The organism is Tianweitania populi, from assembly GCF_014652875.1.
GTDB lineage: Bacteria > Pseudomonadota > Alphaproteobacteria > Rhizobiales > Rhizobiaceae > Tianweitania > Tianweitania populi.
Genome location: NZ_BMZQ01000001.1, coordinates 326,373 through 342,491, shown reverse-complemented (window position 1 = coordinate 342,491; position 16,119 = coordinate 326,373). Strand labels below are relative to the sequence as shown.

Sequence of the window (16,119 nt, the reverse complement as noted above, 5' to 3'; positions counted from 1 at the left end):
GGATGGAAGCCGATTTCGTCATCGTCGGATCGGGTTCCGCCGGCTCCGCCCTCGCCTACCGCCTGTCGGAAGACGGCAAGCATTCCGTGATCGTGATCGAGTTCGGGGGAACAGATGCGGGCCCGCTGATCCAGATGCCATCGGCCTTGTCGATCCCCATGAACATGGCGCGCTATGACTGGGGCTTCAAAACCGAGCCGGAACCGCATCTCGGCGGCCGTGTTCTTGCGACCCCGCGCGGTAAGGTGGTCGGCGGCTCGTCCTCCATCAACGGCATGGTTTATGTGCGCGGCCATGCGCGCGACTTCGACCATTGGGCGGAAAGCGGTGCGAACGGCTGGGCCTATGCCGACGTGCTTCCTTACTTCAAGCGCATGGAAACAAGCCATGGCGGCGAAGAGGGCTGGCGCGGCACCGATGGGCCAATGCATGTCCAGCGCGGAACGGGCGCCAACCCGCTCTATAAGGCCTTCATCGAGGCCGGCAGGCAGGCGGGCTTTCAAACCACGCAGGACTATAACGGCTCCAAGCAGGAGGGTTTCGGCCCGATGGAGCAGACGATCTACAAGGGCCGCCGCTGGTCGGCCGCAAATGCCTATCTGCGCCCTGCCCTGAAGCGGCCCAACGTCCGCCTCGTCAAGGGTTTTGCGCGTCGCGTGGTGATTGAGAACGGCCGCGCGACGGGTGTGGAGATCGAGACTCGGGGGCAGATGCAGGTCGTCCAAGCGCGGCGCGAGGTGGTGCTTGCGGCATCGTCCATCAACTCGCCGAAGCTGCTGATGCTGTCCGGCATCGGTCCCGCCGCGCATCTGCGCGAGCATGGCATTGATGTGGTGGCGGACCGCCCCGGTGTCGGCCAGAACCTGCAGGATCATCTCGAGCTTTATATCCAGCAGGAGTCGCTCAAGCCGATCACGCTGCATTCCAAGCTGAACTGGTTCTCCAAGGGCCTGATCGGCGCGCAATGGCTGTTCCTGCGCACCGGTCTCGGCACCACCAACCACTTCGAATCCGCCGCCTTTTTGCGCTCGAAGCCGGGCGTGGACTATCCCGATATCCAGTACCATTTCCTGCCCGCCGCGATGCGATACGACGGCAAGTCGGCGGCAAAGGCGCATGGTTTCCAGGCCCATGTCGGCCCCATGCGGTCCCAGTCGCGCGGAGCGGTGACGCTGCGCTCGGGCGATCCGGCCGACAAGCCGAAGATCCAGTTCAACTACATGGCGCATGACGAGGATTGGGCGGACTTCCGCCACTGCATTCGGCTCACCCGCGAAATCTTCGGACAGGATGCGTTCGGTGACTATCGCGGGCGCGAGATCTCGCCGGGCTCGCATGTTCAGAGCGACGAGCAGCTCGACGCCTTCATCCGCGAACATGTCGAAAGCGCCTACCACCCCTGCGGTTCCTGCCGCATGGGCCGCGCCGACGATCCGACGGCCGTCGTGGATCCGCAAACGCGGGTAATCGGCGTCGAGGGTCTGCGCGTGGCCGACAGTTCGATCTTCCCGCGTGTCACCAACGGCAATCTGAACGGCCCGTCGATGATGACTGGCGAGAAAGCGGCCGATCATATTCTGGGCCGCGCGCTGATAGCGCCCTCCAATCAGGAGCCCTGGATCAATCCGCGCTGGCAGGTGAGCGATCGCTGAGCCATAAGCGCGTCATCTCCAACACAGGCATAAGACATCAAAGTGCAGAAGAACACCCTTTACCTCCTCCTCGGCGCGCTCCTCGTGGTCGTCATCGGCCTCGGCATCTACGTCTACAGGGAGGAATCGCAACCCGAGGGCGTCCAGATCCAGCTCAACGAAAATGGCGTTTCGGTGAAGGAAAACTGAGGACTTACCGCCACACCTGTGTGGCTTGAGCGGCGTTGACGGCTTGTTGAACGATTCATCGCGCCGCTCGCTCCAAAAGAGGCACATTTTTAACGGGAATGCGGGACGACCTAATGCTCGCTCGTTGGAGCAAGCCTCTTCTGCCAGCCCAGGACTCCGATCTCCCATGCCCAAGCTTTCGCGCCGCCTTTTCGTCCTGTCCGCCCCGGTCTTCCTTGCCGGCTGCATGTCGTCGCGGACACACACTGCATCGGTGAGGCCGGCGCCGCGCGTCGTACCGGCCTATTACCAGGAGATGTATGCGGCGAAGCTGGATGAGGCCTATCCCGTCGCTGCCGCAGATCTGACCAAGGTCGAGCCGGAATTCTACCGCCAGGAGGTGGATTACCCCACCTATGAGCCCGCCGGCACGATCGTGGTGGATACGCAGGCGCGCCACCTCTACCTCGTCGGCACCAATGGACGCGCCTTGCGCTACGGCATCGGCGTCGGCAAGGCCGGCCTCGCCTTCGAAGGCACCGCCCGCATCCAGTATAAGCGCGAATGGCCGCGCTGGACGCCGACGCAAGACATGATGACGCGCGATCCCGAGCGCTACGGTCATCTGGCCGACGGCATGGAGCCCGGCCCGACCAATCCGCTCGGGCCGCGCGCGCTCTACCTCTTCAAGGACGGCGTCGACACGCTGTTCCGCATCCACGGAACGACCGAGGATTGGTCGATCGGCCGCGCTGTGTCGAGCGGCTGTATCCGGCTCCTCAACGCGGATATCATCGATCTCTACAGCCGCGTTCCGAGCGGTACCCGCGTCGTCGTTCTGCAAGGCGATTCAGATCCGGTCGTCTGAACCAGGAAGGAAGTGAAATGAACGTCCAGCCCAAAGCTTCGCATTACATCAACGGCCGCTTCGTCGAGGATGAAGGCGGGCAGGCGCTGGATGTTCTTTATCCCGCAACGGGCGAAGTGATCGCCCGGCTCCACGCCGCCACGCCCAACATCGTGGAACTGGCGATCGAGGCAGCTAGAGCGGCACAACAAAGCTGGGCGCGTTTGAAGCCGGTCGAGCGCGGCCGCATCCTGCGCAAGGCGGCCGATCTTCTGCGCGAACGCAATGCCGAGCTGTCGCGCCTGGAAACGCTCGATACCGGTAAGCCGATCCAGGAAACGCTGGTCGCCGACGCGGCTTCCGCTGCCGATGCACTGGAATTCTTTGCCGGCGCGATCCAGAGCTTCAATGGCGACTTCGTGGATCTCGGCGGTCCTTTCGCCTATACCAAGCGGGAAGCGCTGGGCGTCTGCGTCGGCATTGGCGCATGGAACTATCCCATCCAGATCGCCGTTTGGAAGTCTGGCCCGGCACTCGCGATGGGTAACGCCTTCGTCTTCAAGCCGTCGGAAAACACGCCGCTTTCGGCGCTGGCCTTGGCCGAGATCTACACCGAAGCCGGCCTGCCGGACGGCCTCTTCAATGTCGTGCAGGGTTTTGGCGATGTCGGTGCGGCGCTGGTGTCGCATCCCGTGACCGCGAAAGTCTCCGTCACCGGCTCCGTGCCGACGGGCAAGAAGGTGATGGGCCTTGCCGGCTCGCATATGAAGCATGCCACGATGGAGCTTGGCGGCAAGTCGCCGATCATCGTGTTTGATGACGCCGATCTCGAAAACGCCATCGGCGGCGCCATGCTCGGCAACTTCTATTCCGCCGGCCAGGTCTGCTCCAACGGCACGCGCGTCTTCGTGCAGCGTGGGTTGCATGACCGCTTTCTGGAACGCCTCGTCGAGCGCACCAAGGCCATCCGTCTCGGTGATCCGCTCGATGAGGACACGCAGATGGGTCCGGTGATGAATGCCGACCAGCATGCCAAGGTTATGGACTATATCGCGTCCGGCAAGGCCGAGGGCGCTACGCTTGCGGTTGGCGGCAGTGCGCCCGCCATGCAGGGCTTCGAAGGCGGTTTCTTCGTCGAGCCGACGGTGTTTTCCGGCGTCACCGATCAGATGCGGATCGCCCGCGAAGAAATCTTCGGCCCGGTCATGAGCGTGCTGTCCTTCGACGAGGAAGACGAAGTGATTGCCCGCGCCAATGACACCGAATTCGGCCTCGCCGCCGGCGTCTTCACCCGCGACCTGCCGCGCGCCCACCGCGTCATTGCCGAGTTGCAGGCCGGCACATGCTGGATCAATGCCTACAACCTGACGCCGGTGGAACTGCCCTTCGGCGGCTACAAGGCATCCGGCATCGGCCGCGAGAATGGGCTGGCGGTGCTCGGCCATTATTCTCAGCTGAAGTCGGTTTACGTGGAAACCGGCAACGTGGAGAGCCCCTACTAAGGGCTCCTATTCCACCCGATCCAGATACTGCGTCAAAGCGCTGACGAGATGGTAGAAGATCGAGGCCGGGACTTCCGTGGCGGAGGCCCGGCCTTTTTCATCGATCTGGTCGATCCACATGCCGGTCGGCGCGGGGTCGATGTGCCAGCGGAACAGGCGGCCGACGCGCTGCTCGATTTCCGGCTTGAGATCAGGGCCATCGGTGCCGTCCAGCGCGATTGCCGCCTTGATCGCTTCGGATTGCGGCCAGGAGCGGGATTGCCGATCTAGCGGCAGGCCGGCGCGTGACACCGCGCCGTAGGCCAAGCCCGTCGCACGGTTGAGACCGTTTGCGACAGCCGACGCATAGAGCTTGCGGCCGAACGGGATCAGGTCCTTCTGGCCGCTGGCATGGGCGAAGTCGATCAGCAGCGAGGCCCATTCGAAATGGTGGCCGGGCTCGGTCCACTGGCCCTTTTCGCCTTCCGCGCGGCTCCAGTCGTCTTCGAAATATTCGCCCAGCGTCCAGGTGTCGGCATCGAAAAAGCTCGCGCGGAACAGGTCGACGATGCGGGCTGCACGGCGCAGGTAAGCGCGCTTGCCCGTGACCTGATGCCAGGCAAGAAACGCTTCCAGCAGGTGCATATGCGGATTGGAGCGCCGCAGCCCCTTGCCTTCCGACGTTTCAAGGAAGCCGGTCAGGCGCTGGTCTTCCAGATGCTCGTCGAGGAATTCAAAAGTGGCATCGCCGAGCCGCATCGCGTCCGGATTGCCGACCGCATGGGCATGCGCCAGCGCCAGCAAGACGCAGGAATGGTCATAGGCGTCTTCGGCCGGATCGATGACGCGGCCATCGACCGACAGAGTGCGCACGAAGCCGCCGCGCACGGTGCGTGCCTTCAGCGCTAGGAACTCGATGCCATGCGCGATCAGTTGCTCGGCATTGCCGCCCCAGCCCTGCTGCTTGGCGATGGCGAAAGCATAGATCTGGCGCGCCTGCGTGCGCACGCGCTTGTCACGGCCGGCGATTGGCTGGCCATCGAAGGACAGCGCCTCATGGAAGCCGCCATGTACGCGGTCGACGCCGTTCTCGCACCAAAGCGGTAGCGTTTCCTCGAACAGCCAGTGGCGCACGCGCTTGCGCCAGGCGCCGCTTTCCACGATGCGGTCTTCGGTTGGCGTGAAGCGGGTTTCGAGGCGCCCGTTCTTTTCCAACTCCTCGACGATCTTCTTGACGTGCTGCGAATGGGTGACCGGTGCAACGAAGGTCGCATCCAGCGTCGACACCACCGCAACATCCTTCATGCCGATGGCGGTCAAAAGCCGACCGTGGCTGCGAAAATAAGCGTTCTCGCAGTCGATCGCGACCACATCGCCGAGCTTTACGTTGCCCTTCTCGTCGGCCTGCGAAACCTCCAGCAGCGACTGCCAGGAGCCGAGATCGCTCCACTTGAAGCCGGCCGGCACCATGGTGATGTCGTCGGCGCGCTCCATCACGGCATAGTCGATGGAGTCGGAGGGAACGTCGGCATAAAGCTCGGCCGGCAGGAACACGCCGCCGACTTCGTCAGACGCCTGCCCTAGTGCCGCTTCGGCCTTGGTCCAGATGTCCGGCGCCAGCTGCGCAAAGGCATCGCGCATGGCGCTGGCCTTGAACAGGAAAATGCCCGCATTCCAGTAGAAGCCGCCATCGGCGACATAGCGCTCGGCGGTGGCGAGGTTGGGCTTCTCCACGAAGCGCTTGACCTTGCGCGGCTCGTCGCCTTCGCCGGGCGCTTCTATATAACCATAGCCGGTTTCCGGCTGCGTCGGCTTCACGCCGAAGACGACGAGGCTGCCCGCCTTCGCCGCCGGCACGCCGCTCTCGATGGTCGCCCAGAACTGCGCTTCGGTGGAAATCTCGTGGTCCGACGGCAGGATCAGCACCAGCGCGTCGTCATGCTTGGCAAGAACGCGCAAAGCCGCAACCGCCACCGCAGCCGCCGTGTTGCGGCCCATCGGCTCGAAGATCGCCGCGCCGCCGGCCAGATCGATTGGCGCAAGATCGTTGCGCACGCGTTCGGCATGGCGTTCTGATGCAATGAGATAGACCGGCGTTTCGCCTGAAGTGCGCGCCTTCAGTCGCTTCACTGTCTTCAGCAGCATGGAGCCGCCGCCGGACAGGTCGTGGAACTGCTTTGGGTTATCCTCACGCGACAGCGGCCACAGGCGCGAGCCCACACCGCCGCTCATCACGAATCCGACGATGCGTTCGGCCGAGGCGTCGGTGCTCTTGAGGTCGGAAGGGCGCGCATCCATAATCGCGATCTCCTTAGAAGGTCTGGTTGTATGCGCCGACGGCATCGTTGCGGCGCAAAACGGCGTCCACGGCCTCGAACATCGCACGACGGCGCTCCGACGATACCGGGCTTTCGATCACCACCACCAGTTCCGGCTTGTTGGAAGAGGCCCGCACCAAGCCCCATGTGCCGTCTTCCGCCGTCACGCGAATGCCGTTGACGGTGACAATGTCCACGATCTGCTGCCCGGCCAGTGCCTCGCCGCGATCGCGCATGGCGGTGAAGTCGGCGGTCACCTTCTCCACCACGCCGTATTTACGGTCGTCGTCGCAATGCGGCGACATGGTGGGCGTGCCGTAGGTCACTGGCAGCGCGCGGTAGAGATCGGCCATGGACCGGTCGGGGTTGCGGTCGAGCATTTCGCAGACGGCGATCGCAGTAACCAGCCCGTCATCATAGCCGCGGCCAATCGGCGGATTGAAGAAGAAGTGGCCGGATTTCTCGAAGCCGGCGATGGCATCGAGCTCCTTCACGCGTCGCTTGATGTAGGAATGGCCAGTCTTCCAGTAGTCGGTCTTTGCGCCCTTCGCCTTCAAGTCCTCGTCGGTCAGGAACAGGCCGGTCGACTTCACGTCGACCACGAACTGCGAGCCGGGATGCTGGCCGGCGATGTCGCGCGCGAGCATCACACCGACCTTGTCGGCAAAGATCTCGTTGCCCTCATTGTCCACCACGCCACAGCGGTCGCCGTCACCATCAAAGCCAAGGCCGACATCGGCGCCGACCTCTAGCACCTTGTCGCGGATCGCATGGAGCATTTCCATGTCCTCCGGGTTCGGGTTGTAGCGCGGGAAGGAGAAGTCGAGTTCTGTGTCGAGCGGCACCACCTCGCAGCCCAGCCGCTCCAGCACCTCCGGCGCAAAGGCCCCCGCCGTGCCATTGCCGCAGGCCGCCACAACCTTCAGCTTGCGGCTGATGCGCTTGTTCGCGACGAGATCATCGACGTAGGTCTGGCGGAAGTCTTCGACGAAGCGATAGGTGCCCCCGCCAGCCAGATCGAAGTCGCCGTCGAGCACGATCTGCTTCAAGGCGCTCATCTCGTCCGGCCCGAAGGTGAGCGGCCGTTCGCAGCCCATCTTCACGCCGGTCCAGCCGTTTTCATTATGCGAGGCGGTGACCATCGCGACGGAGGGCAGATCAAGCGCGAACTGCGCGAAGTAAGCCATTGGCGACAGGGCAAGGCCAATGTCATGGACCTCGGCGCCTGCAGCCATCAGCCCTTGCGTGAGCGCGATCTTGATCGCCATGGAATAGGAGCGGAAATCATGGCCAACCACGATGCCCGGTGCGACGCCGCGTCTACGAACTAGCGTGGCGAGCCCCATGCCGAGGGCCTGCACGCCCATCAGGTTCAGTTCGGGCGTCTTGCTCGATGCCGGATGACCGAACCACCAACGCGCATCATATTCGCGGAAGCCCGACGCCTTCACCAAGGGCGTCGTTTCAAAAGCGAAGCTGTTGGGTTGGAGATCTTCGGCAGGTTTGAAACGCATCTTGGACTCGGGGGCTCACACAGGCAAAGCTGCGCCCTTATGCCGAACCCCGCCGGCTTTTTCTACGGCAAAGAGCCGGCTTGCGACCAAGACTTTCCGGGTTGAGTTAGCGCGTTGCTGTACTTGCATGCTTTCACTGCATCCAGAAGCGAGCGCTTTTGCTGCGTCTGCAAAGAAAAAGCCGCATCCTTGTTGGGCTACGGCTTTCCTGTTCTTTGATCTGATCTCAACTCAGACGTTGATGTCAACATCCTTGGTTTCACGGCCAAGCAGCAGCGCAATCAGCGTCAGCACGGCCATGGCGCTGAGATAAACGCCGACCCAGAACGGGCTGCCATTGCCATAGCTCCACAAGGCCACCGCCACGAAAGGCGCGAGAGCAGCGCCCAGGATCGAGGACACGTTGTAGGAGATGCCGGAGCCGGTGTAGCGCACATTGGCCGGGAAAAGTTCCGGCAACAGCGCGCCCATCGGGCCGAAGGTGATGCCCATCAGCGAAAAGCCGAGCACCAGCCAGGCGATCACGCCGAGCGTGCCGGCCGACAGCATCGGCACCCAGAGCAGGCCGAAAATGGCAATCGCCAGCGTCACCCAGATCAGCGTGCGGCGGCGGCCGAAGCGGTCTGCCCACGGTCCCGATACCAGCGTGAAGATGCCGAAGAACACGACGCCGAAGATCATCATCAGCACGAAGTGGTTGTAGCTGAAGCCGAGACCCGGCAACGGCGCAGTAGTGGCGGCGCGACCGTAGGACAGGGAGAAGGTCGTCATGAGGTAGAACAGAACGTAGGTCGCCAGCATGTAGAACGTGCCGAGGATCAGCTCCTTCCAGTGGCCCTGGAAGGCGGCGGCTAGCGGCACCTTCTGCACGGCACCCCGCTCCACAGTCTTCTCGAAGGCGGCGCTTTCAACGAGGTTGAGGCGAACCCACAGGCCGACCACGACCATCACGGCCGAAAACAGGAACGGGATGCGCCAGCCCCAATCGAGGAACGCCTGCGAGGGACGCGAGGGGTCCTCAGAGGGCAGTGCTGCCGCAATCAGCAGGAACAGGCCGTTGGCGATAATGAAGCCGATCGGTGCGCCGAGCTGCGGGAACGTGCCGAAGATGGCGCGCTTGCCGGCCGGGGCGTTTTCCGTCGCCACCAGCGCCGCACCGCTCCACTCGCCACCGAGCGCAAAGCCTTGCGCCAGACGCAGGATCACCAGCAACAGCGGGGCAAGCCAGCCAACGCTCGGATAGGTCGGCAACGCGCCGATCAGGAAGGTTGCGATGCCCATCGTGAGCAGCGCACCGACCAGAGTGATCTTGCGGCCGCGTTTGTCGCCTAGGTGGCCGAAGAAGATGGCGCCGAGGGGGCGGGCAACCATGGCTGCGCCGAAAACTGCGAAGGAGGCAAGCAACGCGGTGGTTTCGTTGCCGGCCGGGAAGAAAAGATGCGGGAAAACGAGGACTGCAGCAGTAGCATAAACATAAAAGTCATAGAATTCGATGGTCGTGCCAACCAGACTTGCCAGGATAACGCGAGAACGCGGATTGGCAGGCGCCGGGGTGGCCACCTTTTGATATGATGTCGCGGACATAAGGGTGAGTGCTCCAGAAATATCCAGAGACAGCCACTCGACGGAACATTGTTACCGGGGAGCCTTGGGAGGCCATCGCTGGGAAGGTTCGGCGCGGGCAAAAAGCGGGCGTCGAAAGACCGCCGTCCTTAGTCCCGATATTGGGGAGGCGGCAAGGGTTATTGTGCGGGACGATGGCGTTTCTTGTGCAACGTGTGCGCGCCTGAAGCCGGAAGGTGTCAGGCAGCGAAGATGTTTGCCCTGTGAACGCGCAAAACACCGATATCGCCGCGCAAAACGCGCGTTTCAGGTGGCACATCGAGCTCGATCTGGGTGCCATCAGCGAGCTTGGCCAGGACTCGGCGGTGATCGGGACGATCGATGACACGCGTCACAGTCGCCGACAGTCCCTCGCCTTCCACCGCCCATTCGAGGTCGGCTGGACGGACATAAACATCCGCCTTGCCATCGCGAATGCCGGGCGCCGCCACCGCCGTGCCGCCGAGCTGGACCTGTCCACCACCGACCTGGCCTTGCAGCCGATTCGTGTCGCCGAGAAAGCGGGTGACGAAGGCGGAGTTGGGTCGGCGCGTGACCTCTTCCGGCGTTCCTTCCTGGACGATCTTGCCTTCGCTCAGGATCACGACGCGATCGGCAAGATCGAGGGCTTCTTCCTGGTCATGGGTCACGAACAGGGTGGTGATCCCCAGCTGTTCCTGGATCTCGCGCAGCCACACGCGCAGATCGCGCCGAACGGCTGCATCCAGGGCGCCGAAGGGTTCGTCCAGCAGCAGCACCTTGGGGTCGACGGCAAGGGCGCGCGCCAGGGCCACACGCTGCCGCTGACCGCCGGAAATCTGTGACGGGAAGCGGTTGCCGAGACCTTCCAGCCGCACGAGCTTCAACAATTCGTCCACCCTTGCGGCAATCTCGGATTTGGAGCGCTTCACCTTTGAGACCTTCATGCCGAAGGCGATGTTTTCGCCCACCGTCATATGCGGGAACAGCGCATAATGCTGGAACACGAAACCTACGCCACGCTCGCGCACGGGAATGGCGGTTGCATCCTGATCGCCGAAATAGATTGCGCCGCCATCGGCAAATTCGAGGCCGGCGATCATGCGCAGGATCGTGGTCTTGCCGGAGCCGGAGGGCCCGAGCAGCGCAACCAGTTCGCCGCTCGCCACTTCCAGCGATACGCCATGCACGGCTCGGAAGGTGTCGAAGGTCTTCACCACCTGGTCGAGGCGGATTTTCATGGTTTCTCTCCCTCCGCAATGACATTCGGCGCGGCAAGGCTGACTCGGCTGCGCCGCCCGGCACCTCGACGCTCAAGTGCGACCTTGGCGATGATGGTGACAACGGCCAGCACGGTCAGGATCGAGGCGGCCGCGAAGGCGCCGGCGGTCTGGTAGTCGTGATAAAGCAGCTCGATATGGAGCGGCAGCGTGTTGGTCTGGCCGCGGATGTTGCCGGACACGACCGACACTGCACCGAACTCGCCCATGACGCGGGCATTGCAGAGCACGACGCCATAAAGCAGCGCCCAGCGGACATTCGGCAGGGTGACCGACCAGAAGGTGCGCCAGCCGGATGCGCCGAGCGAGGTCGCGGCTTCTTCGAGATCTCGGCCTTGCGCCTGCATCAGCGGGATGAGTTCGCGCGCCACGAAAGGTGCGGTGACGAACAACGACGCCAGCACGATGCCGGGTAGCGCGAAGAGGATCTTGATGTCGGCGGCTTGCAGGGCGGGCCCGAACAGGCCCTGCAGACCGTAGACGAAGAGATAGGCGACGCCGGCGACGATCGGGGAGATCGAGAACGGGATCTCGATGATGACGATCAGCAGCCGCCGGCCCGGAAAGTCGAACTTGGTGACGGCCCAGGCAGCCGCCACGCCGAAGGCGGTGTTGATCGGGACGGCAATGAGCGCCGTCACAACCGTCAGGAAGATGGCGTGCAGCGTATCGGGTTGACCGATCGCAGCGGCAAAGGCGGAAAGCCCGAGCGAAAAGGCCTGCACGAAGATGACGATCAGCGGTGCCAATACCAGTACGGCGCCGACCAAGAGAACGAGCGTAATCAGCGTGCGGCGAACGGCCGGGCTGTCGCCTACGCGCGGCGGCTTCTTTCCTGTCACAGCAGCGCTCATCTCAGGACCTTTGGGTGTAGCGCAGAGCGCGCGCTTGCAGGAGGTTGGTTACGGCCAGCATAACGAAGGCGGTAATCAGCAGCACGGAAGCGATCGCAGCGGCGGCCTGATAGTCGTATTCTTCCAGCCGGATGAAGGCGAGCAGCGCCGTGATCTCGGTCTGCATCGGCTGGTTGCCGGCAATGAAGATGATAGCGCCGAACTCGCCCAAGCTGCGGGCGAAGGAGAGCGACACGCCGGCCAGAAGGGCTGGTGTGAGCAGCGGCAGGATGACCTTGCGGAAGATCGTCCAGTCCGATCCGCCGAGCGACTGCGCGGCTTCTTCAAGTGCGGGATCAAGGTCTTCCAAAACAGGCTGCACGGTGCGGACCACGAAAGGAAGGCTGGTAAAGGCCATCGCCACCATGATGCCGAGCGGCGTGTAGGCCACGGGGATGCCGATGGCCGCCAGCGGCGCACCGAACCACCCATTAGCCGCGAACAGGGTGGTCAGCGCTATGCCGGCCACCGCTGTCGGCAGCGCGAAAGGCAGATCGACGATCGCATCCACCAGCCGCTTGCCGGGAAAGTTGTAGCGCACCAAAACCCAGGCCAGCGCCATGCCGAAGACGAGGTTGAAAACGGTAGCGACGGCTGCCGAGCCGGCGGTCACGCGGTAGCTCGCCAATGCGCGATTGGAGGAGATGATGCGCCAGTAATCGTCAAGGCCAAGCGAGGCTGCCTTGAAGATCAGCGCGCCGAGCGGCAGCGCCACAATGAGCGCAACATAGAAAATCGTGATCCCGAGCGCCAAAGGCAGACCCGGCAGGACCCGGCGTTTCAAGATGCGCTCCCCCTTGCAATAGACCAATGGCCGGCGCGCCCAGCACGTCGGCCATCAAGCTTAAAGCCTATCCGAGGTCAACGGTCGCCGTAGATCTCGTCCAGCAGCGCACCGGATGCGAAGTGCTCCTTCTGGACTTTTTCCCAGCCGCCGAACACGTCCTCTACCTTCACGAGACGGACCTGGGGGAACTGGTCCTTGAACTCTGCCGAGACGGCTTCGTCGTTCACGCGGTTGCCGTTCTCGGCGATGATCTTCTGCCCTTCCGGCGAGTACAGGAAGTCGAGATAGGACTTTGCGAAATCCCGTGAGCCGCGTTTGTCGACGACGCGATCAACGATCGCGACCGGAAATTCCGCGAGAACGCTCACTTCCGGCACGACAATGTCGAACTTGTCTTCGCCGAACTCCTTGGCGATGCCGCGGGTTTCCGCCTCGAAGGTGATCAGCACGTCGCCGATGTTGCGCTCCACGAAAGTGGTGGTGGCTGCGCGGCCGCCCGTGTCGAACACCGGCACATTGTCGAACAGCTTCTTGACGAAGGCTTTGACCTGCTCCTCGTCATTGTTGAATTTCTCTTTCGCGTAGGCGGTCGCGGCGAGATAGGTGTAGCGGGCGTTGCCGGAGGTCTTCGGGTTCGGGAACACGACCTTCACGTCGTCGCGAACCAGATCGTCCCAGTTCTTGATGCCCTTCGGGTTCCCAGCGCGCACCAGGAAGGCGGGGAGCGAGTAATAGGGCGACGCGTTGTTGGCGAATTCGCTCTGCCAATCGTCTGACACCGCGCCGCCCTTGACCAGCGCGTCGATATCCGTGACCTGATTGAAGGTCACCACGTCGGCGTCGAGCCCTTCCAGGATCGCGCGCGCCTGCTTGGACGAGCCGGCATGCGACTGATCAACAGTCTTGCCAGGGTTCTTCGCGATATAGGCCTCGTTGATTTTGGCAAAAAGCTCGCGCGAGATGTCGTAGGAAGCATTGAGGATTTTGTCCGGCGACTGCGCGGAAGCCGGCCCGGAGATGAGAGCGGCAAGAGCGGCGCCGAGAAGGAGAAGACGCATGTGGTAGGTCCTGAAGCTAAGATGGGCTTCAACCTAGCCGACACAACCGTGCAAGAGGAGGCAAGCCGCCACGGCACCCCCCTCCCATCGGGAACATCTATCTAAAAAGATGTCGTTGAAGGAAACTTTGTTCCTAGACCTTCACCATGTCCAATCAGTCTGTGGGATAAAGATCCTTCGCGCGAACGCGATCGCGGACTTTCTCCTCGATCTTGTCCAACGGCTTTTCGTCGAACCGGCCGGCAAGTTCGGAAGCGATCTGCTTAACCGGGATCATCACTTCGCCATGGGCTGCGGCGTCGTCGACATATTGGTTGATGGCGGAAAGAAGTTCTGGGCTCGTCGTCATTGTCGTTCCTCCCAAAGACTGACGGGCCGAGTATGCCTCAGCCCGTCAGGAGTACAACAGTGAAAGCGGTGCTGGTCGCGTTTAGTCGACGAACTCGACCTTGGTCTTCTTCGCCTTCACCAGCTCGGCCAGGCGGCCGACATCCCAGTTCGTCAACCGCACGCAGCCATGGCTGCCGCTCTTGTTGACGAGGTTAGGCCAAGGGGTGCCGTGAATGCCATAGGTAGGCTTGGACAGGTCGATCCAGACATTGCCGACCGGGCCATTCGGGCCAGCCGGAAGCTCCATCTTTTCCTTGTTCTCGCCCTGCTGGAAGTTGATTTCCGGATTGTAGGTGTAGGTCGGGTCCTTCACCACGGCGACGACTTCAACCTTGCCGGACGGGGACGGCGTGTCTTCCGAGCCGATAGATGCGGGCGCCACGAAGGCCGGCTCCTTGGCGTCGCCAACATAAGCGCGCAACTCACCCTTCTTCTTGTCGACGAGGATGCGGGTAACTTCAGCGTCCGGCGCACCGCCCGGAGCCACGACGGTAATCTTGGTGCCGGCTTTCTCGAAGTCGGCATCCGGATTGAGCGCCTTCAGCAGGCCCTCATCCATATGGAAGCGCTCCGCAAGCATTTCGGTGACATTGCGGTAGCCGATCTGCTCGAGCTTAGCGAGTTCGGCATAATCCTCTGCCAAGTCCGGGAAGTAAGGACCCTTGATGTCCTCGGCAGTCAACTCATAGGACTGAATCGGGCTCGCCGTATCCTGTGCGAGGCTGTCCCAAAGCTTCTCGTCGAGCTCACCCTTGGCTGGCAGACCCTTCATCGCCCGGTAGGCAGCTAGGGCCTTTCTCGTGTTGTCGCCGAACATGCCATCGATCTCGCCAGGCGAGGTGTAAGCGCGGTCGAGCAGAACCTGCACGCGGATCAGAAAAGGATCGGCCTCGGCCTGCTTCTTGTCGCCGCCCTCCTCGCTCTTCTTTTCTTCAGCAGCCTTTTCCTCGGCGGCCTTCAGCTCTTTTTCCGCTTCCGGGTTAGCGGAAACCTGGGCGGCCGCTTCATCGGGGACGTCGGTGGACTGTTCTGGCGTTTCTACGACGGCATCCGGTTGTCCCGGCACCGCGACCTTCGCAGCGTCGGGCTTCGGCGCCTCAGGCTTGGCAGCTTCCACTTCGCCGGACTGCTGATCGATTTCCAGAACAGCCTCTTCGCCGCCGTTCTTGCTGTCGCCCTTGCCGCTCTTGCTTTTCTGCCAGCTGTCGAAAGTCGCATTGGCGATTGCGTCAGGCTCGATCGGCGCCCCATAGGCGAAGGAAGCAGCCAGCGGCATGATCGCGAGGATCGTTGCCAGTTTCAGCGTTGTTTTGGAAATCACCGTGCCCACCATCATCTAAATGACTTTGGGCTTCAACGATCAAGCGTGACAATGGCTCCATTGAAAACGCTTAAATTTCAAGATGCTATCAGAGGTTAAAGGAAGTAGCCCAGCAGGACGACGACGATCAGTCCCAGCAGAACGAAGGCAAGTAACCAGCCCAGCAGATTAGGCGGACCATCGCGGTGCCTGTCGTAGTCGCTCATTGCCCGTGTCTCCGTCGAGGCCGACCAAACGGCCCGGCGTATCCTCAGGGCAAAGCGATTCGATCCGCCCTCGTCACGTATTCCCGCCAGAAAAACGAAAGGAGGGCAAGACCTCGTCCCCGGCTAACTGTGTTTTGGTCTATTCGGTCGCGGCGTCGGCGGACGCTACAATCCCGGTTTCGTTGAACACGGACGTCCGTCCACCAGCGAGGAAGACAAGGACGATGGAGGCGAACAAGGCCCCCCAGATCATCATAAGGCGCATGGGATAATCATTCACTTGGTTGAGTGGCTGATTAACGGAATGCAACCCTGGCGGTTCCCGACGCGGGCTTAGGCGGGTGAATGCCGTTGCACAAAGACAACAGCGGATGGCGGCCAGGCTGTGGGGAGATCAGTGAGCTGAGCGTTTCGGGACCGCTAAACCATTGTTTCGACTGGTCGGAGTGAGAGGATTCGAACCTCCGACCCCCTCGTCCCGAACGAGGTGCGCTACCAGGCTGCGCTACACTCCGTGACCAGTGGCGGGCTTATAACTTTGCGCTTCGCTGATCGCAAGCGGGCTCATGGCAATTTGCAAAAGTTTCCAGACGAGATCGGCGCCCAGCACATCGTGACGGCCG

At 62.4% G+C, this 16,119-nt stretch carries 13 protein-coding genes and 1 tRNA gene; 4 read left to right on the top strand and 10 right to left on the bottom strand.

The genetic code is table 11. The annotated features are described in order from the left end of the window. The first annotated feature begins 2 nt into the window (after nt 1–2). The 4 genes from betA to betB all read left to right on the top strand — a co-directional run bounded on the left by betA (nt 3) and on the right by betB (nt 4,169). Nucleotides 3–1,652 carry a choline dehydrogenase gene (gene betA, locus IE166_RS01650; RefSeq protein WP_189501239.1) on the top strand — a complete coding sequence of 550 codons (1,650 nt, stop codon included), beginning with the start codon at nt 3–5 and terminating at the stop codon, nt 1,650–1,652. 42 nt (nt 1,653–1,694) lie between these two features. Continuing rightward, complete coding sequence (locus IE166_RS01645) at nt 1,695–1,841, top strand: hypothetical protein (protein ID WP_189501236.1); 147 nt, start codon at nt 1,695–1,697, stop codon at nt 1,839–1,841. Between the two features lie 166 nt (nt 1,842–2,007). After that, nucleotides 2,008–2,688 (top strand): L,D-transpeptidase, encoded by a 681-nt coding sequence (locus tag IE166_RS01640; protein WP_189501234.1) that lies wholly within the window; start codon nt 2,008–2,010, stop codon nt 2,686–2,688. A 17-nt stretch (nt 2,689–2,705) separates the two neighbouring features. Next, nucleotides 2,706–4,169, top strand: coding sequence for a betaine-aldehyde dehydrogenase (gene betB, locus IE166_RS01635; RefSeq protein WP_189501232.1), 1,464 nt, complete (start codon nt 2,706–2,708; stop codon nt 4,167–4,169). 6 nt (nt 4,170–4,175) lie between these two features. On the opposite strand, the gene IE166_RS01630 is transcribed toward betB, so the two are convergent. The 10 genes from IE166_RS01630 to IE166_RS01585 all read right to left on the bottom strand — a co-directional run bounded on the left by IE166_RS01630 (nt 4,176) and on the right by IE166_RS01585 (nt 16,011). Then, nucleotides 4,176–6,446: an AGE family epimerase/isomerase gene (locus IE166_RS01630; RefSeq protein ID WP_244641287.1), complete on the bottom strand. Its 2,271-nt coding sequence runs from the start codon at nt 6,444–6,446 to the stop codon at nt 4,176–4,178. Nucleotides 6,447–6,459: 13 nt separating this feature from the next. Beyond that, a complete protein-coding gene (locus tag IE166_RS01625; RefSeq protein WP_189501230.1) occupies nt 6,460–7,980 on the bottom strand; it encodes a phosphomannomutase/phosphoglucomutase in 1,521 nt (506 codons plus the stop codon). Between the two features lie 231 nt (nt 7,981–8,211). Next, nucleotides 8,212–9,564, bottom strand: a complete 1,353-nt coding sequence (locus tag IE166_RS01620) for an MFS transporter (RefSeq protein WP_189501228.1) — start codon at nt 9,562–9,564, stop codon at nt 8,212–8,214. A 218-nt stretch (nt 9,565–9,782) separates the two neighbouring features. Next, nucleotides 9,783–10,802, bottom strand: coding sequence for a sulfate/molybdate ABC transporter ATP-binding protein (locus IE166_RS01615; protein ID WP_189501227.1), 1,020 nt, complete (start codon nt 10,800–10,802; stop codon nt 9,783–9,785). Beyond that, complete coding sequence (cysW, locus tag IE166_RS01610) at nt 10,799–11,695, bottom strand: sulfate ABC transporter permease subunit CysW (protein ID WP_189501224.1); 897 nt, start codon at nt 11,693–11,695, stop codon at nt 10,799–10,801. Before cysW ends, IE166_RS01615 begins: the two co-directional genes overlap by 4 nt. A 1-nt stretch (nt 11,696) precedes the next feature. Then, nucleotides 11,697–12,518, bottom strand: coding sequence for a sulfate ABC transporter permease subunit CysT (cysT, locus tag IE166_RS01605; protein WP_189501222.1), 822 nt, complete (start codon nt 12,516–12,518; stop codon nt 11,697–11,699). A gap of 77 nt (nt 12,519–12,595) precedes the next feature. Continuing rightward, entirely contained in the window at nt 12,596–13,579 is a 984-nt protein-coding gene (gene cysP / locus IE166_RS01600) for a thiosulfate ABC transporter substrate-binding protein CysP (RefSeq protein WP_189501220.1), read from the bottom strand. Between the two features lie 154 nt (nt 13,580–13,733). After that, entirely contained in the window at nt 13,734–13,928 is a 195-nt protein-coding gene (locus tag IE166_RS01595; RefSeq protein WP_189501218.1) for a hypothetical protein, read from the bottom strand. A gap of 81 nt (nt 13,929–14,009) precedes the next feature. Beyond that, nucleotides 14,010–15,290, bottom strand: coding sequence for a L,D-transpeptidase family protein (locus IE166_RS20610; RefSeq protein ID WP_244641286.1), 1,281 nt, complete (start codon nt 15,288–15,290; stop codon nt 14,010–14,012). A gap of 644 nt (nt 15,291–15,934) precedes the next feature. Beyond that, a tRNA-Pro gene (locus tag IE166_RS01585) sits at nt 15,935–16,011 on the bottom strand. Nucleotides 16,012–16,119 lie beyond the last annotated feature (108 nt).

Excerpts from the sequence above, each read along its gene's own strand:
- IE166_RS01615 (WP_189501227.1), bottom strand. The coding sequence starts at position 10,802 with ATGAAAATCCGCCTCGACCAGGTGGTGAAGACCTTCGACACCTTCCGA.
- betB (WP_189501232.1), top strand. The coding sequence starts at position 2,706 with ATGAACGTCCAGCCCAAAGCTTCGCATTACATCAACGGCCGCTTCGTC.
- IE166_RS01630 (WP_244641287.1), bottom strand. The coding sequence starts at position 6,446 with ATGGATGCGCGCCCTTCCGACCTCAAGAGCACCGACGCCTCGGCCGAA.
- cysP (WP_189501220.1), bottom strand. The coding sequence starts at position 13,579 with ATGCGTCTTCTCCTTCTCGGCGCCGCTCTTGCCGCTCTCATCTCCGGG.
- cysW (WP_189501224.1), bottom strand. The coding sequence starts at position 11,695 with ATGAGCGCTGCTGTGACAGGAAAGAAGCCGCCGCGCGTAGGCGACAGC.
- IE166_RS01625 (WP_189501230.1), bottom strand. The coding sequence starts at position 7,980 with ATGCGTTTCAAACCTGCCGAAGATCTCCAACCCAACAGCTTCGCTTTT.
- IE166_RS01620 (WP_189501228.1), bottom strand. The coding sequence starts at position 9,564 with ATGTCCGCGACATCATATCAAAAGGTGGCCACCCCGGCGCCTGCCAAT.
- IE166_RS01595 (WP_189501218.1), bottom strand. The coding sequence starts at position 13,928 with ATGACGACGAGCCCAGAACTTCTTTCCGCCATCAACCAATATGTCGAC.
- IE166_RS01640 (WP_189501234.1), top strand. The coding sequence starts at position 2,008 with ATGCCCAAGCTTTCGCGCCGCCTTTTCGTCCTGTCCGCCCCGGTCTTC.
- betA (WP_189501239.1), top strand. The coding sequence starts at position 3 with ATGGAAGCCGATTTCGTCATCGTCGGATCGGGTTCCGCCGGCTCCGCC.